The organism is Rhizomonospora bruguierae (assembly GCF_018397995.1).
Classification (GTDB): Bacteria; Actinomycetota; Actinomycetes; order Mycobacteriales; family Micromonosporaceae; genus Rhizomonospora; species Rhizomonospora bruguierae.
Genome location: NZ_BBQH01000026.1, coordinates 1 through 18287, shown reverse-complemented (window position 1 = coordinate 18287; position 18287 = coordinate 1). Strand labels below are relative to the sequence as shown.

General features: G+C 73.7%; 13 protein-coding genes and 1 pseudogene. 4 read left to right on the top strand and 10 right to left on the bottom strand.

All coding sequences use genetic code 11. From position 1 onward, the window contains the following. Window positions 1-13: 13 nt before the first annotated feature. Together KJS59_RS14845 and KJS59_RS14840 are read right to left on the bottom strand one after the other, a co-directional pair. The gene (locus KJS59_RS14845; protein WP_213453463.1) at window positions 14-1030 is read right to left on the bottom strand and encodes a glycosyltransferase family 4 protein; all 1017 of its coding nucleotides are present in this window, start codon (window positions 1028-1030) and stop codon (window positions 14-16) included. Between the two features lie 72 nt (window positions 1031-1102). Further along, the gene (locus tag KJS59_RS14840) at window positions 1103-2848 is read right to left on the bottom strand and encodes a glycoside hydrolase family 3 protein (protein ID WP_249714187.1); all 1746 of its coding nucleotides are present in this window, start codon (window positions 2846-2848) and stop codon (window positions 1103-1105) included. Between the two features lie 77 nt (window positions 2849-2925). On the opposite strand from KJS59_RS14840, the gene KJS59_RS14835 reads away from it, so the two are divergent. Next, window positions 2926-4140, top strand: coding sequence for a glycosyltransferase (locus KJS59_RS14835; protein WP_213453462.1), 1215 nt, complete (start codon window positions 2926-2928; stop codon window positions 4138-4140). A gap of 13 nt (window positions 4141-4153) precedes the next feature. On the opposite strand, the gene KJS59_RS14830 is transcribed toward KJS59_RS14835, so the two are convergent. The 6 genes and pseudogenes from KJS59_RS14830 to KJS59_RS14805 form a co-directional block, all read right to left on the bottom strand. Then, complete coding sequence (locus tag KJS59_RS14830; RefSeq protein WP_213453461.1) at window positions 4154-5329, bottom strand: acyltransferase family protein; 1176 nt, start codon at window positions 5327-5329, stop codon at window positions 4154-4156. Beyond that, a complete protein-coding gene (locus tag KJS59_RS14825; protein WP_249714185.1) occupies window positions 5326-7602 on the bottom strand; it encodes a bifunctional polysaccharide deacetylase/glycosyltransferase family 2 protein in 2277 nt (758 codons plus the stop codon). The genes KJS59_RS14830 and KJS59_RS14825 overlap by 4 nt, the downstream gene beginning before the upstream one ends. Beyond that, window positions 7602-8282 carry a hypothetical protein gene (locus KJS59_RS14820; RefSeq protein ID WP_213453460.1) on the bottom strand — a complete coding sequence of 227 codons (681 nt, stop codon included), beginning with the start codon at window positions 8280-8282 and terminating at the stop codon, window positions 7602-7604. Before KJS59_RS14820 ends, KJS59_RS14825 begins: the two co-directional genes overlap by 1 nt. Window positions 8283-8596: 314 nt before the next feature. Continuing rightward, the gene (locus KJS59_RS31805) at window positions 8597-9253 is read right to left on the bottom strand and encodes a cytochrome P450 (RefSeq protein WP_283775783.1); all 657 of its coding nucleotides are present in this window, start codon (window positions 9251-9253) and stop codon (window positions 8597-8599) included. Between the two features lie 71 nt (window positions 9254-9324). After that, entirely contained in the window at window positions 9325-10077 is a 753-nt protein-coding gene (locus tag KJS59_RS14810) for a thioesterase II family protein (protein ID WP_213453459.1), read from the bottom strand. Continuing rightward, window positions 10074-11788, bottom strand: a pseudogene (locus KJS59_RS14805) (AMP-binding protein). Before KJS59_RS14805 ends, KJS59_RS14810 begins: the two are co-directional and overlap by 4 nt. Between KJS59_RS14805 and KJS59_RS14800 the strand changes: the two are divergent. After that, the gene (locus tag KJS59_RS14800; RefSeq protein ID WP_213453555.1) at window positions 11725-12258 is read left to right on the top strand and encodes a hypothetical protein; all 534 of its coding nucleotides are present in this window, start codon (window positions 11725-11727) and stop codon (window positions 12256-12258) included. The pseudogene KJS59_RS14805 and the gene KJS59_RS14800 sit on opposite strands and share 64 nt — an antisense overlap. Window positions 12259-12350: 92 nt before the next feature. Then, window positions 12351-13247, top strand: a complete 897-nt coding sequence (locus KJS59_RS14795) for an amidohydrolase family protein (RefSeq protein WP_213453458.1) — start codon at window positions 12351-12353, stop codon at window positions 13245-13247. Here the strand turns inward: KJS59_RS14795 and helR are convergent. Continuing rightward, window positions 13234-15387, bottom strand: coding sequence for an RNA polymerase recycling motor ATPase HelR (gene helR / locus KJS59_RS14790; RefSeq protein ID WP_249714184.1), 2154 nt, complete (start codon window positions 15385-15387; stop codon window positions 13234-13236). The genes KJS59_RS14795 and helR overlap by 14 nt on opposite strands. A gap of 363 nt (window positions 15388-15750) precedes the next feature. Next, window positions 15751-17334 (bottom strand): glycoside hydrolase family 43 protein, encoded by a 1584-nt coding sequence (locus tag KJS59_RS14785; protein ID WP_213453457.1) that lies wholly within the window; start codon window positions 17332-17334, stop codon window positions 15751-15753. 326 nt (window positions 17335-17660) lie between these two features. On the opposite strand from KJS59_RS14785, the gene KJS59_RS14780 reads away from it, so the two are divergent. Further along, complete coding sequence (locus tag KJS59_RS14780) at window positions 17661-18065, top strand: hypothetical protein (protein ID WP_213453456.1); 405 nt, start codon at window positions 17661-17663, stop codon at window positions 18063-18065. Window positions 18066-18287 lie beyond the last annotated feature (222 nt).

The window sequence follows — 18287 nt, the reverse complement described above, 5'->3', positions numbered from 1 at the left end:
GCACCCGCCCGCGTTACCGGTTCAGCAGGTCGGCGTACAGGCCCAGGTGGTCGGCGACCATGCGGGCCGCGGTGAAGCGGCCGCGGACCTCGCGGCGGCACCGGGCCCGGTCCAGGCCGCCCGCTTCACCCAGGCTGGCGGCGAGCGCCGCCACGTCCGCGCGCAGGAAGCCGGTGACGCCGTCGTCGACGATCTCGGGTGCGGCACCGGCCGGCGTGGCCACCACCGGGGTACCCGTGGCGAGCGCCTCGATCATCACCAGCCCGAAGGGCTCGGGCCACTGGATCGGGTTCACCAGTGCGGTGGCGCCGCCGAGCAACCGGTACTTCTCCCGCGCGCCCAGCTCGCCGACGAACTCCACATCGGAGGTCAGCAGCGGCGCGACCGCGTTCTCGTAGTACTCCTGCTCGTTCCGGTCCTGTATCTTCGCCGCGATGCGCATCGGCACGCCGGCCGCGCGGGCGACCAGCGCGGCCTCCCGCACACCCTTGCGGGGGCTCATCCGGCCGAGGAAGCAGAAGTACCCGCCCGCGCCGTCGCCCACGGGTACCGCGTCCACATCAATGCCGTTGTGGATGACCCGCGCGATGCGCAGGCCGTTGGCCGTGGACGCCTGGTGGTGGGAGAGCGCGACCAGCGCCGCCTGGCCATCCATCGCCCGGTAGATGTCCCACAGCTCCGGGCGGAACGGGCCGTGGTTGGTCGTCACGACCGGCACGCCCGCCGGCCGGTGCAGGTACAGCGGGCCGGCCAGGGTGTGATCGTGGATGACGTCCATCCCGGCCATCGCCCGGTACGCGCGCACCACGTGGCCCAGCTCGGCCTCCGTCAGCCACGTTCCGCCGGGATCGGCCGGCGGCATGCCCGGCACCAGCGGTACCGGCATGGTGCTGTCCCCGGACGCGGCCAGCAGCACCTCGTGCCCGGCCGCCGCGAACCCGCGCGCGAGCCCGTCGACCACGCTCTCGATGCCGCCGTACGCGGGCGGCGGGAGCACGGTCCACGGCGTGGAAATCAGACCGATGCGCACGGCGGACTCCTTTCCCCGGGCGGGCCGCGGTCGCGGGCCGGGTACCCCCTTCCCGGCACGGGCCACCTTCAGTCAGTAGCCCAGCCCGTGGCCGTAGCCGAACAGCGGGTCGGGGTCGTCGAACGGCACGTCGGGGCGGCCCGCCGCGACGGCGGCCATCGACCGGGGCAGGTCGAAGGGCAGCCGGCCGCGCGGGGCGTCCCGACCGGTGAGCACGTCGAGCAGCGCCTCGTCGCTCACCCCGAACGTGACCAGCAGCGCGGCGGCGTGCGCGATCAGACCGGTCAGCACCGCCGGCCGGTCCAGATAGACGTCCACGATGGAGGGCACCGCGTCGGCGATCCGGAGCACGGATGCCAACTCCCCGGCCGGGTAGGCCAGCGACCCGGAGTGGAAGTACGACTCGACCTCCCCACCGCGCCGCTCGTAGGGCGCCTGAATGCGCAGCAGCGCCACCTCCGCATCCCCGGGGCGGTCGACGACGACCGCGTACCGGGCGAGCACCTCGCGGGACACGCCGGTCGAGAACACCCTCAGCCCCGGCCGCAACGGCAGCCGCGCGGCCGATCGAACGTCGGCGTTGCGCAGCAGCGTGACGCAGGCCCGCTGCGCGGCCAGGCCGGCGGCGCGGAAGTCGGCGCGGCCCACGGTTCGTTCGGCGGCCGCGGGGTCGACGTGCCGGCGGTCGAACAGCCCGAGCGTCACCTTCTCCCGCAGCAACCGGCGCACCGAGGCGTCCAGCCGCCGCTCGTCGAGCGCTCCGCCGCGCACCAGGTCGACGACCAGCTCCGGGCACGCCTCGCCGCCGAACTGGTCGCAGCCCGCCGCCAGCGCCCGGCCGGCGCGCTCCAGCGGGGTCAGCCCCTCCACGCCCCAGGCCCGCGCCGGCCGGGGCTCCCCGTGGAACGCCGCGTCGGTCAGCACACCCCAGTCGGTGCAGACGATGCCGTCGAAGCCCAGTTCCCCGCGGAGCAGACCGGTGATGACGCCCGCGTTGAAGGCGAAGCCCACCCGCTCGTACGGCGTGCCGACCGGCATCCCGTAGTACGGCATGATCTGCGACGTGCCGGCCCCGATCGCCGCCCGGAACGGGCGCAGGTGGTCGTCGAACCGGCCACCCGGATACACCTGCTCCCGCCCCCGGGCGAAGTGCGGGTCCTCGCCGTCGCGCTGCGGCCCGCCACCGGGGAAGTGCTTGCTCATCGCCGCGACGCTGTCCGGGCCCAGGACGTCCGTCTGCAGGCCCCGGACGTACGGGCCGGCCAGGGCGCCGACCAGGGCGGGGTCGGCGCCGAAGGTCCCGACGACCCGCGGCCAGCGGGGCTCGGTGGCGAGGTCCACCTGCGGGTGCAGCGCCACCCGCAGCCCGACCGCGAGGTACTCGCGCCGGACCGTGTCGGCGAACCGGTACACCAGCGCGGGATCCCGGGCCGCGGCCAGCCCCAGCGGTTCGGGCCACACCGAGAACGGGCCGGCGAGCACGGCCGTGTTCGGGTTCGCCGACCGCCCGTGCCGCGGATCGGTGGACAGCGTGACCGGGATGCCGAGCCGGGAACCGGATGCCAGATCCTGCACGCGGTTGTGCCACTCGGCCAGCTCACCGGGCGAACCGCCGTTGACGAGGTTGAAGTGGTTCAGGTGCCAGCGCTGGATCATCTCCCGCGCGCAGAGCAGCCCGTAGTCCGGGTCGGCGGGGGCGATCCGGCCGCCCGGCCCCATCGCGATCATCGGGTGGAACAGCAGCCCGGCCTTCTCCGGCAGGGTCATCCGCGACAGCAGGTCACCCACCCGCCGCGCCACGCCGGTCCGGCCGCCCACCACCGCACCGTAACGCCGGAACCGCCAGCGGCGGGCCAGCACGCCGGCCGACAATTGCGCCCGGGGGTGGTCACGCGGTGCGGTCAGCGGTGCCGGGGTGCGGCCGGCGGATACTCGTCTTCACCATCCCGAACGAGGGGCACCTGAACGTCCTCCGGCGCCTGGTGCGTGAGTACCGCGCCGAGTACGAGTTCCGGTTCGTGCTGGTCGACCGGAACAACACCCCGCCCGATCTGGGTGACCTCGGCGCCACCGTCATCGCCCCCGAGGCGGCCGCCGCCTTCACCAACACCGCGGCCGGGCGGGTCTTCGCCCGGGTCCGCGACGTGCTAGACGAGTGCCTGGCCGCGGCGCGGGCGTTCCGGCCGGACCTCATCCTCTACGACTTCTGCGCGATCGAGGGCTACTTCGTGGGACGGGTGCTCGGCATCCCGTCCTGGTGCTCGGTTCCGGGGCTGATGGGGCCGTTGGTGGAGCACGGGTACCTGGCCCGCAGCGTGTCCACCCCGGACAATCGTGCGGCGCTGGCCGCCATCGCGCGGCGGTACGGGGTCGCGGTGCGGCCGGATCAGGTGGAACTCATCTCCAACAGCCTGTTCCTGCCGGGCGATCTGAACCTGCTGTGGTCCTACCCGGCGGTGACCCCGCCCGACTTCCTGGCCAACCGGCACCCGGCCCGGTACCGGTTCGCCGGCTACCCGTCCGACGGGCACCCGGTGCGGCAGGACCGCTCCGGCCCCGCCCTGGTCTACCTGTCGTTCGGTACCGAGGTGATGGACAACCTGTGGTGCGCGCAGGAGGAGACCCGGCGGGGAATCCGGCGGTGCGTGGCCGGGCTGGCCCGCCGGTGGGCGGCACCCGAGGTCGCGGTGGTCTTCGCGACGCAGGGCAGGCCCGTGCTGCCGCGGTACCCGGCGAACTGGCGCGTGGTGGCGAAGGTGGACCAGCAGCGGGTGCTCAGCGAGGCCGACGTGTTCGTCACCCACGGCGGCAGCAACAGCCTGCACGAGGCCATCCTGTACCGGGTGCCGATGGTGGTCGTGCCGTTCTTCGGCGACCAGATGCTGATCGGGCCGCGGGTCGAGCAGTTGGGCATCGGGGTCGTGCTGCCGATGACCGGCGGCGTGGACAAGGACAAGCCGGAGCGGTTCCTCGACGACCGGCTGGCGGAGCGGATGGACGCGGCGGTACGGCGGGTGCTGGCCGACGAACGGTACCGGCGCGGCTACGCCGCCCTGCCGCTGGAATCCACGCCCGCCCTGGCCGAACCCGTCCCGGTGCCGGACGGCTGAGCGTGGCCCCGGCTCACCCGGCGACGCCCGAAGCGCCCGTCGCCCCCTCGGCCGGCGCCGCGAGCGCCTTGTCCACCGCGGTGGTCTGCCTCCGCGTTCGCGCCGGCACCGGACCCGCCCCGCGGCCCGCCTGGGGCTTCCAGGGCCACAGGCGCGGTCGCCGCCGCGCGGCCACGTCCTCCACCCAGCCGAGCGCCAGCACCGGGACCAACAGGAGCGCCAGCGCGACGGCCAGGTAGGCCGCCCCGGCGGCGGAGTTGTCAAGGCGCCACACCTGGAAGGCGTCGTCCCCGACCATGAAGCAGGCCGCGATCGCCACGTTGTGCCACAGGTACACGGTGACGGCGCGGGCGTTGAGCAGCCCCACCAACCGGTCCAGCACCCGCACCCGGGCCAGCCAGGCCATCGCCGGCGCGGCCCGCATCACCAGCAGCACGAAGCCGAGCGAGTACAGGCCCTGGGCCAGCGGGATGTCGTTGAGGTCCAGCCCCTCGTCACCGGGGTGCGTCACCGCCCACCCGGCACCGCCGCCGAGGCAGGCCACGGCGAGGACGGCGAGCAGCGGCAGCGACAGGCGCCGCAGGCTGCCGTCCCGGTGGGCGAAGCCGACGATCCAGCAGGCGCCGAAGGTCGCCAGGTCGACCAGTGTGGACTGCACCGATTCGTGGGCGACGGGCGGCAGCACCCCGAGCAGCGCGAGAGCGCCCAGCGGCAGCAGTGTGGTGCGCAGCGGGGCGCGGCGGTACAGCCAGCGGAGGGGGGCGGAGAGCACCACCAACCACAGGTAGGCGACCACGTACCACAGCACCTCGGTCACCGGCGCCGCCCACTCGTTGCCCGGCGGCTGGACCACCGGGACCACCCACAGCAGCAGGGTCTGCCAGGTCGGGTGGTCCCGCCAGCCGTGCCAGAGCATCGCGGGGACCAGCAGCAGGCCGAGCACCCACAGCGCCGGCAGCAGCCGCCGGATCCGGTTCGTGACGGCATCCTCCGGCGACCGGTCGAGCGAGCCGGCCATCAGGGAGCCGCCCAGCGCGAACATGACGCCCATCGCGGGGAAGGCGAAGCTGAGCCAGGCCACGCCGAACATGTGGTAGATGATCACTCGGCCGAGCGCCAGGGCGCGCAGCGTGTCGATGTAACGGTCGCGCGTGGCGGATCGGCTCCCCGTCCCGACGGTGTCGATCATGTTCGGCTCACCTCCTGACTCACCCCGGAGCCCGCCTCGGCGTCCACCTTCGCGGGCACCTCCCGGCCCGCGTCCCGGCCCGGCTGGGGCGGCAGGGTGGCATCGCCGGTACGCAGCAACTTCTGCCAGCGCAGCCGGACCCCGGTCAGCGCGGTCAGCGCCGACTGCACCAGCACCAGGTACATCACCTGGCGGTACGCGAACTGCTGCAACGGCATCACGAGCAGCGGCCGCAGCGGCTCGCGGTCGAGCCGGAACGCGACCAGCGCCGTCAGCAACTGCACCGCGAGCATCGCCAGCCAGGCGCCGGCCGCCGGGCCCCACCCGAAGAACAGCAGCCCGTACACCGCCATCAGGTCGATGACCGGGCCGAGCAGCGGCAGCAGTACCCCGTAGACGGCCAGCAGCGGCAGCCCGCGGCGGCCGAAGCGCCCGGAGGCGCCGCGTTCCCACAGCGCCCGGCGGTGCTTCCACATCGCCTGCATGGTGCCGTAGCTCCACCGGTACCGCTGCCGCCACAACTGCTCCAGGGCCACCGGGGCCTCGGTCCAGGCGTACGCCTGCTCCTCGTAGACGACCTTCCAGCCGGCCCGCCCCAGCGCCATGGTGACGTCGGTGTCCTCGGCCAGGGTGTCGTCACTCATCCCGCCGACGCCGGCCAGCGCCCCGCGACGGAAGGCGCCCAGCGCGCCGGGCACGGTCGGCATGCACCGCAGCACCTCGTAGAGACGGCGGTCGAGGTTGAACCCGATCACGTACTCGATGTGCTGGAACCGGGCGATGAGGCTACGCCGGTTGCCGACCTTGACGTTGCCGGCGACCGCGCCGACCGCCGGGTCCGCCATCGGCTGCACCAGCGTGCGGATCGAGTCGGCGGCGACCTGGGTGTCCGCGTCCACCATCACGATGAGGTCGTGCCGGGCCGCCGCCAGTCCGGCGTTGAGGGCGTGGGCCTTGCCCCCGTTGTGCTGGCGCAGCAGGCGCACGTTCGGCAGGTCGAGTCCCTCGACGATCTCCGCCGTCCCGTCGGTGGAGCCGTCGTCGACGACGATCACCTCGATCTCCGGATGGTCGCCGCCGGCCAGCGACCGGACGGCCGGCGCGATGCCCTTGTGCTCGTTGTAGGCCGGCACGATCACCGACACCGGCGCGGTGACCGGCGGCCCCCAGGACCAGTCCGGCGCCCGCCGGCGGCGGGCGTGGTGGCCGGCGAGCACGAGCAGCAGCAGGCTACGCGCGATCGTCAGCAGCCCGACCACGAGGAACAGCACCTTGAGCACGAGGATCGTCGCGTCGGCCAGCCGCACCGCCTGGACCAGCGAGGCGCCGCGCCGCCGCTCCGCCGGCGACGCGGCCGGGTTCTCCGCGACCGGCTGCCTCGCGGTCGCCCCGCCGCCCGGCGACAGCGCCAGGTTCAGCCCCTCGGTCACCGTCGTGAAGCGATACCCGCGGGCCTTCATCGCCGGGATGAACCGGTCCAGCGCGGCCACGGTCTGCGACCGGTCACCGCCGGCGTCGTGCATCAGGATGATCGCCCCACGGTCGTCCGGCGGGGTCATGTTGCGCAGGATCGCGTCCACGCCCGGCCGGGACCAGTCCTGGCTGTCGGTGTCCTCCATCACGACGAGGTAGCCGAGCCCGCCCGCCTGCCGCAGCACCGGCCAGTCCGCGTTGTCCACCGCCTGCGCCTCGGACGAGTACGGGAACCGCAGCAGGGACGCCTTCACCCCGGCCGCGTTGGCGATCGCCATCTGGGTCTGCGAGTACTCCATCCGTCGCCGCCAGGCCGGCAGCGTGCTGAGGTCGGGGTGGGTGAACGTGTGCAGGCCGAGTTCGTGCCCGCCGGCCACGACGGCGCGGGCCAGCGCCGGGTGACGCACGACGTGCGACCCGATCACGAAGAAGGTGCCCTTGACTCCCTGCCGGCGCAGCACGTCCAGCACCCGCGGGGTCCACGACGGGTCCGGTCCGTCGTCGAAGGTGAGGGCGATTGTCTTCGGCGGCAGCCGGTACGACCGGGGCTGCTGTCCCGTCGCGTTGATGATCGGTCCCCCGTCGTGGACCGCCTCCGGCACCCGGTCCTGGTCGCCGACCTCGTGCACCATGTCCGGGGTCAGCTGCGAGTTCGTGTACGCGGCGACCGCCAGCGGGCTGGCGAACGCGAGCAGCAGCAGGGCGATGACCACGGTCCGCGGGCGCGGCAGGACGCGCCGGCGGAGTTTCGGGGGCGTGCCCGGCTGGCCGGGCGGCGCCGGCAGCATGGCGGTGCTCATCAGCGAGTGGATCCCTTTGCGGTGGTGGCCCCGGCGGTGGTCTTCTTGGCGCCGGCGGCCTTCCCGGCGCCGGACGTCTTGGTGGCTTCGGCCCGCGCCCCGGCCGTGGTCGGCGGCGGATCAGTCTTGCCGTCCGTCGCGGACGGAGCCGGGCGCTTCGACGGCGCGGTCGGCACGGGCGTGGGTGAGGTGGACCGGGTCGGGCCGGGCGTCGGCGTCGTGGAGGGCCGGGGACTCTGCGTCGGCGGGCTCGGCTTCGGCTGGGTCGGCGCGGGCGTGGACGGGCGCACCGGCCGCGCGGGTGACTTGGTGTGCGGGGTCTGGCTCCACACCCCCGTACGGGTCGCCGGCCGCTCGGGCCGCGGCGCGGGAACCGGCGGCATCGCCTTCGGCCCCGGGGTGCGCGTCGGCGCCGGCGTGGGCGCCACGGTGCGCACCGGGTTGGCCAGATCGGCGATGAGGGGGCTGCCCTGCCCGTGGGTCAGGCTCAGGGCGACGAGCCCGGTATAGGTCAGGCCCACCGCGGCCAGGACGCCGACCCCCGCCTGCACCACGCGCTTGCGCCGCCCGGTCGCGTCGACAAAGACCGGGATCGTGGCGTGCTCGGGTTCGCCGGCACGGTCGGGACCGGGGGTCGCCGGGCGCGCGGAGATGCCCGGGTCGGCTTCGTCGGGAGTCACGCAGGGAGCGTATTAAAGGGGCCGCAGAGAACGCGCCGAAACGTCGGGAATCCCGCCCGACGAACCGGTCCGAGAAATATGTCCGAACCGCTCGTAACCCGAGCGCCCGACCACCGTTGCGGAGCAGGAATCCCTTGTGTCACACCGGTTGACGGCCGCAGCATGGACCGGAATACGCCACACTGCCCACCGTCACGGCCGATCGGTAAACAATTCTGAATGCGTCGAATAATGGCGCTACCCGTCGTTTTTGCGGTCATGCCGCCGGTTCGGGAATTCACCCGGAAGGATTGGGGGTGCCGGGATCGGTTCGGTCACAGGGCGGCGGGGATGAGCCGGACCGGGAGCCGTTCCAGTCCGTTGACCACGATGGAACGCAACCGGACCGGCGGGCCCGCCGGCTCGATTCTCGCCGCCCGCCGGCGCAACTCGGTGAACAGCAGCGTCAGTTCGGCGCGCGCCAGGACGGAGCCGAGGCAGAAGTGGCGGCCGGCGCCGAGGGCGAGATGCCGGTTCGGTCGCCGGCCGATGTCGAAGCGATCGGGCTCGTCGAACACCCGTTCGTCGCGGTTGGCCGACGGGATCCAGAGCACGACCCGGTCGCCGGGCTCGATCTCGTGCTCCCGCACCGCCGGCCGCATGGTGTCCGCCAGCCCGCGTACGGCCCGGGTGGCGAACCACCGCTCCACGAGGGAGCGCAGTTCGCGGTGGCGCGGCGGGTCGGTGAGGGCAAGGGTACGGCCGCCTCCGGGGTCCGGTCCGTCGCGCTCCGGGCGCAGCAGGATGCCCCGGGCTGAGCTGTACGTCTCGTGATCCCGGTACACCTCCTTGACGTCGTCGTAGCGGGTGACCGCCCAGAAGGCGGGCATCTCGGTGGCCGGGTGCCGGTAGACCGGTGCGTGCCGCCGCAACACCGCCCAGATCCGGTACGGGTCGCCGCTGGCGTACAGCTCGGGATCGACGAGGTTCACGGCGGCCGGGTCGAAAGGCCCCGCCGCACCGCGATCGGCCGCCCGCGTCGCGTCTTGCCTGCCGGTTCCACTCACCACCGCACCTCGCCCTTCCCGTCCGGCACCCGCCCGGCCCGGCGCACCCGCCGGTCCAGATCGCGGATCAGTTCCTGCGGGGTCCGCTTGACGAAGTGGTGGTCGCCGCCGACCTCCACCTCGTCGGCCCGGCCCCGGGTGTACCGGGCCCAGGATCCAGCGGCGGGCCGGTCGTCGCGCCCGTGGTAGGCGACCACGTCACAGCTCAGGCCCGCGTGCGGCGGCAGGTACCCGTGACACGCGGCGATGTCGCCCCGCATCACCGCCGCGGTCGCCTCGACCACCTCGTCCAGCAGATCGGGTTCGATCCCGGCCGCGACGACCTGCTCGTGAATCGCCTTCCGGAGCAGGGCCAGGTCCGGATCGCCGTGCGTCAACGGCCCCTCCCGCGGACCGCAGCCGACCGGCACCAGCAGGTCCGCCGCCATCCGCAACGCCGCCTCCAGCGCGAACCACGCGCCCAGACTGTGCCCCAGGAAGACCAGTAGGGCGCCCGGGCGGTGCCAGGACCGGATCGCCGGGACGACCTCGTCGACCGCGCGCGGCACCGATGGCGCGAACGGCTCACCGACCCGGCTCTCCCGGCCCGGCAGGCAGACCACGGCGACCCGCCACACCGCGGGGACCAGCCGCTGCCAGCCGCTGAACGCGCTGGGACCGTTCCCGGCGCCAGGGAACAGCACCAGCTCCAGCGTGGCGGTGGCCGGGTCGGTGAGCCGGGCCAGCATCCCGCCGGTCGAGGTGTTCACCGGTCACCTCCCGCCGGAGCCGCATCGCGGTCGGCCAGCATGCGGATCAGGCCCCGGCGATCGACCTTCCCGCTGGACGCGAGTGGCAGCCGGGCGAACCACCTGATCCGTCCGGGCAGCATGTACGCCGGGAGTTGGGCCCGCGCCAGCGCGGTCAGGTCCGCCGCCACCTCCGGGGCGCCGGTGTACGCGGCGACCAACCGGGGGGCGCCGTCCCCGGTGTCCAGCAGCAGAACGCGGACGTCGACCACCCCGGGGTGCCCGCGCAGGACCGCCTGGACCTCACCCACCTCGACCCGGTGGCCGCCGATCTTCACCTGGTCGTCCAGCCGGCCCAGGCAGACGAGCTCGCCGTGCTCGGCGCGGACCCGGTCGCCGGTGCGGTACCAGTGCCGGTCCGTCAGGGGCTCCCCCGGCCCCAGCACCGACGCCTGCCCAGCGGAGAACGTCAGGAAGCGGCCCACGTTGTCGGCCGGGTCCAGGTAGCCCCCGAACCGCTGCACCCCCCGCACGCCGAGTTCGCCCTCCTCCGCCGGCCGTCCGTCGTCGCCGATCACGACGCTTTCCAGGTGCGGGTAGACCCGGCCGATCGGGACGCTGCCGTTCAAGGTGTCCGGCCACCGCGACTCGTCGTCGGGCAGCCAGTATCCGGTACAGCAGATGGTCAGCTCGGTCGGACCATACGCGTTCTCGATTCGGCTGCGGGGAGCCGCGGCCCGCCAGGCCCTCGCCTGGGCCAGGGTCACCCGCTCCGCCCCGAGGACGGTGCAGCGCAGGTCCGGCAGACACCCGGCGGGCAGGCCGCGCAGCGCGGTGGCGATCGAGATCACCGAGGGCACCAGCACGCAGTGCGTAATGGCGTGCTCGGCGAGGAACCGGCGTGGCGACATCAGCTCCCGCGGACGGGGGACGACCAGCGTGCCGCCGGCCCCCCAGGCACAGAACATCGCGATCAGGGAGGCGTCGAAGGTCAGCTCACCGCTCTGCGCCCACCGGCTGTCGGGTCCCGCGCCGCACCGTCCTTGGTGGTGGCCGATGTACGGCACGACGTTGCGGTGGGTGATCGGCACCCCCTTCGGCCGCCCGTCGAGCCGGAGGTGAACAGCACGTAGGCCAGCGCGTCCGGCGGTATGGGCGCAGCGGGGCGGGCACCGGCGGCGCGCGGTGCGGTGACCTCGCCGGCCGGGGTCAGGTCGAGTCGGCGGCTGCCGGTCCGGGACCCGATCTCCTCCGCCTGACCGGCGGCCGTGCCGTCGCTGACCAGCGCGTCGATCCCCGCCGCCGCCATCGAGCCGTTGCGGCCGGCCGGCCCCCCGGGGTCCAGCGGCACGACCGCCGCCCCGGCGCGCAGCACACCGAGGTACCCGGCGTAGGCGGCCGGACCGCGACCAGCCAGCAGGGCCACCCGACGTGGTGGGCCGCCGGGCAGGGCCAGCAGGTCCGCCGCGACGGCCTCGGCGAGGTCAGCCAGTTCCCGGTAGCTCAACCGGACGCCCGCCAACTCCAGGGCGGGGGTGTCGGGATGCCGCCGGGCGGCGTGGAAGAAGTAGTGACGCAGCAGCGCCGCCCCACACGCACCGCCGTCCGGCCCGCTCACGACGCCCGCCGTCGGCGGATCGCCTGGGTCATCGCGGCCACGGTGGGCCGTTGGAAGAACTCGATGATGGACACCGAGACCTGGTAGCGCCGGCGCCGTACGATCCGGCGGCATTCCCGCACACCCTGCGGGTGCTCGGGGAGACCTTCACCATCCAGAAGGCGCATCTTCACCCCGACGCCGGACCCTTGCTCGACCGGTACGCGGACGCCTTCGAGAAGGTGTGGGAGCACCGTGGACTGGTGTGCGACTACGCGACGGGCATGCGCTACGTCCCGCCGTGGGAGCGGGCGGAGCAGATCGCCCGGGAGGAGTGGACGGCCGTGTTCGGCGATGCCTTCCCCGCCGTGACAGTGCCCCAGGTTACGCCCCGATCAACCCGGCGACCGGCCGCAACCGCGGACCCACACCGACTCCCGCCCCGACCGCGCCGTACCAGGCATCGAAGAACCGCACCGCGCCTTCGTGGCCGTCACAGGAGCGCGCAGGGCCCGGCGATCGAGTACCTTGACCACCGGCACGAGCACCTCGTGGACCGGTACGCGGCAACGGCGGGCGCCAACCGGCGCCGGCAACGCCCGTGACCGCCGGCCGCCCACCGGACGGGCCGTGGCGGCCGGCGGTGCCCGGCCGAGCGGCACCGACGGCGGTGTGCGCCGACCGAGACGGAGGCGACATGATTATCGACGCACATCACCACCTGTGGCGCCCCGAGCGGGGCTACCGCTGGCTCGACGAACCGGGCCTGGCGCCGATCCGGCGGCCGTTCACCCCCGAGGACCTGCGCGCCGAACTGGCCACCGCCGGGGTTGACGGGACGGTGCTGGTCGAGGGCGGCCGATGCCATCCCGACGAGGTGGCCGAGTTCCTGGGCTACGCGGCCGACACCGAACCGATCCTCGGCGTGGTGGCCTGGATCGACGTCGCGGGCGGCGGCGTGCCCGCCACCGTCGCCCGGTACCGGCGCCTCCGCGGCGGCGACCTGCTCGTGGGGGTGCGTTCGCAGGTCCAGGGCGAACCGGACCCCGACTACCTCGACCGGCCGGAGGTGCGCCGCGGCCTGGCTCAGATCGGCGCCGCCGGGCTGGTGTTCGACCTGGTGATCCGGGCCGATCAGCTACCGTCGGCGGCCCGGGCGGCGCGGGCCGTCCCCGGGCTGCGGTTCGCGCTCGACCACCTGGGCAAGCCGCGGATCGACGAGGGCGCGGCGGGGCTGCGCCGGTGGCGCGACGGGTTCGCGGCCCTGGCCGCCAACGGCAACGTCACCTGCAAGCTGTCCGGGATGGTCACCGAGGCCGGCCCCGGGTGGACGGTGGACGCCCTGCGCCCGTTCGTCGCGGTGGCGGTCGAGGAGTTCGGTGTCGGACGCCTGATGTTCGGCTCGGACTGGCCGGTCTGCCTGCTCGTCGCCGACTACGCCGGTGTGTGTACCGCTCTGCGGGAGGCCCTGCCGCGGCTGCCCGAGGCGGGCCGGCGGGAGATCTTCGCCGGCACCGCGGTGCGCACCTACGGACTGACCGAGCGGGTGCCGGGCGGCGACCACGGTGGCCCGGCCGGCGTCAGGAACTCGTGAGGATGACGAGCTGCTGGGTCGCCCGGGTCATCGCGACATAGCGGTCGACCGCCCCCTCGACGCCGTCGCCGAACGCCTCCGGATCGACGAGGACAACCAGGTCGAACTCCAGCCCCTTCGACAGCTCCGGGGTCAACGACCGGACCCGGGCCGTCGCCGGGAACGTGGGGTCGCCGATGACGCAGCCGATCCCCTCGGCGTGCGCGGCGAGCCAGGTCTCGACGATCGGGCCCAGATCCGCGGCGGATCCGTGCCCGACGGGAAGGCCGTTGCCGCGGATGGAGGTCGGCACGTTGGCGTCCGGGAGCACGGCCCGGATGACCGGCTCGGCCTGCGCCATGACCTCCGTCGGCGTGCGGTAGTTGATGGTCAGCGAGGCCAGGGTGATCCGGTCGAGCCCGATCCGCTCGAGCCGTTCCCGCCACGACTCCGTGAACCCGTGCCTGGCCTGGGTCCGGTCCCCGACGATGGTGAAGCTCCGGGAGGGGCAGCGCAGCAGCAGCATCTGCCACTCGGCGTCGGTGAGTTCCTGGGCCTCGTCCACGACGATGTGCGCGAACGGGCCGGCGAGCCGGTCCGGTTCGGTGCCGGGCAGGGCGGCCTCGTCGACGAGGGCGTCCTGAAAGTCCTCGCCGCGCAGCATCGTCACCAGGCCGACACCGTAGGCGTCGTCGGCGACCTCGATCAGGCCGTCCACGACCCTGGTCATCCGCTCGCGTTCGGCGGCGGTGGTGGCGCTGCGCCGGCGCGCGCGCCGCGACGCCTCCGGATCGCCGAGCCGCTGCCGGGCCGCGTCCAGCAGTGGCAGGTCGGACACCGTCCACGCCCGGGCGTCCGCGCGCTGGAGAGCCCGAACCTCGTCCGGGTCGAGCCAGGGAGCGCACTTGCGCAGGTAGGCGGGTACCGACCACAGGTCACCGACGAGGTCGGCCGCTTCGAGCAGCGGCCACGCGCGGTTGAAGGCCGTGCGCAACTCCCTGTTCCACGCCAGCGACAGGCGGCGCAACTCCCCCGCGTCGTCGCCGTCGTGCTTGTCCATCAGGATCGTGAGCAGTTCCGCCCAAATCAGGTCGCGCGCCTCGTTGTGCGGGATACCGGGCTCCGCCGCGTCGAACGCCTCGGCCCAATCGTCGGCGCTCAACCAGATGTCGGACTCGTCGGTCGTCACCGTCATCCCCGTGGCGGGCGGCTCCTCGTAGAACCCGACGGCCGCCTCGATCGCCCTCACCAGATCCGCGGACGACTTCAACCGGGCCACGTACGGGTCCGCCTCGACCGTCGCCGCGGCTCCCTCGGCGACGAGGTCCCGCAGGGTGCAGGTCTGCACGTCCTCCTCACCGAGGTTGGGGAGGACATCGGCCACGTAGGCCAGGTACGGCTGGTGCGGACCGATGAACAGCACGCCGCCCCGACGGTGACCGAGGCGCGGGTCGGAGTAGAGCAGGTACGCGGTCCGGTGCAGGGCGACGACCGTCTTGCCCGTACCCGGGCCGCCGTCGACGACCAGAGCGCCGCCGGAGCCCGCCCGGACGATGGCGTCCTGGTCGGCCTGGATGGTGCCGAGCACGTCCCGCATCCGGGCCGACCGGTTGCCGCCCAGGCTGGCGATGAAGGCGGACTGGTCGTCCAGCGCGGCGTGCCCGTCGAGCCCGTCCGGGGTGAACACCTCGTCCCAGTAGTCGGTGATCCGGCCTCGGGTCCAGCGGTACCTGCGACGGCTCGCCAGCCCCATCGGGGTGGCGTGGGTCGCCGCGAAGAACGGCTCGGCCGCCGGGGACCGCCAGTCGTGCAGCAGCCGGCGACCCGCGCCGTCCGTGAGGCCGAGCCGGCCGACGTACACCGGCTCGGGAGCGTCCGCCCTGACCATGCGTCCGAGGCACAGATCCAGACCGAAGCGGCGCAGGGTGCGCAGCCGCGCGGTCAGCCGGTAGACCTCCATGTCGCGGTCCATCGCCGCCTGGCCCAGGCCGCCGGGCGCCTTGCGCTCGGCGTCGAGGCGGCCGGACAGCTCGGCGATCGACCGCTCGAGGCTCTCCGCGATGGCCGCGAAATGCCGCTCGTCGCCGGCGGTCAGGCTCGGGTCGGCCTTCGACGAGAGGCGGTCGGGAAGATCGAACGCGCTGTCCGTCGACGGGTTCACGTCATCAACTCCGATCTCGGAGCCTTCGCGCACGCGCACGTCGCGCGTCCATTTCCGCGACGTTCCGGCTCCGGCCCGCGATTCTGCGGCATGACCCGGGTCTTGCCGCAAGCCCCCCCATGCGATATATGTTGAAAGTGGCAGGGAGATATCTACTTCCCGTTATCGGCCATTGCTGATGGCTACTCCCCCTCGCGAACGGGCACGAAGCTATTCCCCATGGAATTCCTCGCCGGAGGAAAGCTGAGCGGAATTCGCCAAACGGTCCACCGCCACATGATCCGGCTCCCGCCTAACTAACCGCGAAATTCCCGGCTGGCCGGCCGGGCGGCATGACGGCGCCACGCCGCTCCGGTCAGACACTCACTCCGAGTCGACCCCGGTCGGCCGGATGTCGAACCAGTCGAAGTCGGCGTGGCCCTCCGTGACGTACACGCCGATCACGCGGCCGGTGAACCCGCCGGCAACCTCGGTGGACAGGTAACGGCCGTCGAGTTCGGCCAACGGCCGCCCGTCGTCGGTGACGCCGGCCGATCGGAGGTGAAAGCCGATGGTGTCCGGACCGGGGGCGAGACCGAGCGGACCCGCGGTGACCTGATCCGCGGCGGTGACGGCGGGCGGGAGCACGTCGGCGGTCCGGATCCGGACGACGAGCTCCACCGGGCCGGGTGGCACCGCCCGGCCGGCGACGACCTGCCGCAGCGGGCCGATGCGGGCGATGACGCTGGCCCGCCCGCCAGCCACCTCCAGGTCGTAGTGGTGCGCCTCATCCAGCCGGATCGACAGGCCCGCGCGACCCCCACCGGGGTCCAGGCGCGCGCTGACCCGACAATCGGCGTGCTGTTGCCGGCGGCCCACAAAGGTGTGGCCGGGGCGGTCGAGGCTCGACCCGGTCGCGTGCAGGCGCAGCCAGCCCGGCCGGGCGTCCAGCGCCCACGAGCCGTCCGGGCGGCTGCGCGGCGAGATCCACTCCGGGGCCAACGCGGGAGCGTCGAAGTCGTCCCGACACCCGCCCCCGGTGGCCGTGGTCGGAACGCGGGCGCCGCTCGACGCACCGGCCGCGGTGGTTGCGGCGGGACCGCAAGCGGCGCTCGACCCACCGGCCGCCGTGGTCGTGGCGCCCACATCGCCGACGACCGGCCAGCCGTCCACCCAGGTGACCGGGGCCAGGAAGGTCTCCCGGCCCAGCACGTGGAAGCCCGGGAAGTGGCCGCGCGGGCGGGTACCGAGCAGCACCATCCACCACGCACCGTCCACCGCCTGGACCAGGTCCGCGTGGCCGGTGCTCTGGATCGGCGAAGTGGTGCTGCGGTGCGAAACGATCGGGTTCGCGGGCCCCGGCTCGAACGGGCCCCGGGGCGACCGGGACCGGGCGATGGACACGCAGTGCCCGTGCCCGGTCCCGCCTTCGGCGATCATCAGGTACCACCAACCGTCCACCCGGTACAGATGCGGCGCCTCCGGGTGGGCCAGCCCGCCGCCGGACCACACCGGCCACGGTCCTTCGAGGACCTTGCCACGCAGCGGGTCGATGCGGGCCTGCTGGATGCCGGAGAACGTGCACCAGCAGGTGCCGTCCTCGTCCCACGCCAGATCCGGATCCACGCCGGGCAGGTCGATCGGGACCGGCTCCGACCATGGGCCCTCCGGCCGCTCGCCGGTGACGATGAAGCCCCGGCCGCTGTTCGTGGTGATCATCCAAAAGCGACCGTCGTGGTACCGGATCGTCGGCGCCCAGATGCCACCGGACGGCGATGCACGCTCCAGCGGCAACTGGCTGGGACGGTCCAGCACGTTGCCGATCTGCCGCCAGGTGGTGAGGTTCCGGCTGTGGAAGATCGGCACGCCCGGGAAGTACTCGAAGCTGGAGCACACCAGGTAGTAGTCGTCGCCGACCCGGCACACGCTCGGGTCCGGGTGGAAGCCTGGCAGCACCGGTCCGTTCATGGCGCGCTCCTTCCCCGTGCTCCAGCCTTCACGGCGGCGCGAGAATACCGGCGAGAATACCGGCGGCACCGTGGAATCCCGGCGCGCGGCGGGCACTCGTTCCGGAGCACCTGCCCGATCCGCGGGCCCGGCGGTCCGAGATGGGGGGGTCACGTGGGCGGCTGGACACGGGGGATGATGCGCCGCCGCGGCGAAGTCTGCGAAGGTGTGACCGTGCGATCCGGGACGGTACGGCTCGATGGAACCCGCACGGTGGCCGCCGCGGTCGCCGCGCGCGGCCGGGCCCAGGCGGTGCTGCTCGCGTACGCCACGGGCCCGGTCAGCCCGTGAGCGCCCGGTGGGCCGGGGTGCCCTTCCCGGTGCGATTCGCGGTCGGCGCGGCAGTCGTCGTGTTCGCCTACGGCACGGGAGCGCACGTCACACACATCGTCGTGGGAGGGTTGAACCCGTACCCCTCGATGCCGCCCTGGCTGGCCGCCTACTTCGTCTCGCTGACGGTGCTCGACCCGCTCGCGGCGTGGCTGCTCCTGCTCCGCCGCCTCGAAGGGCTGGTCCTGGGGGCCCTCGTGCTCCTGACCGACGCCCTCGCCAACGGGTACGCCAACTACGTCCTGGACCACGCACCGGGTGTCACGGCGGGGCGAATAGGCCAAGGGGTGATCGCCGCCCTCGCGGTCGCCATCCTCGCGACCGTCCCGTGGCTGGCACCCTGGCTCCGACGCCCCCACTAACGGCGTTCGCCTCGACGGCCACCGCGCGCAGCACCGCGCCGGCCCCCGCCGGGCCGGGAATGATCCAGGCCCCGGGATCGTTACACACGGTCCACGCCTGAACAGCGCAGCACCGAACCCGCCCCCGCCAGGCCGGGAATGATCCGGGCGCCGGGATCGTTACACACGGTCCGCGCCCGAACAGCGCAGCGCCCCTACCGGGTCGGGAATGATCCGGGGCCC

What these genes read in the sequence shown, in the direction of transcription:
- KJS59_RS14795 (WP_213453458.1), top strand. Translation starts at nt 12,351, where the DNA reads ATGATTATCGACGCACATCACCACCTGTGGCGCCCCGAGCGGGGCTAC.
- KJS59_RS14830 (WP_213453461.1), bottom strand. Translation starts at nt 5,329, where the DNA reads ATGATCGACACCGTCGGGACGGGGAGCCGATCCGCCACGCGCGACCGT.
- KJS59_RS14785 (WP_213453457.1), bottom strand. Translation starts at nt 17,334, where the DNA reads ATGAACGGACCGGTGCTGCCAGGCTTCCACCCGGACCCGAGCGTGTGC.
- KJS59_RS14825 (WP_249714185.1), bottom strand. Translation starts at nt 7,602, where the DNA reads ATGAGCACCGCCATGCTGCCGGCGCCGCCCGGCCAGCCGGGCACGCCC.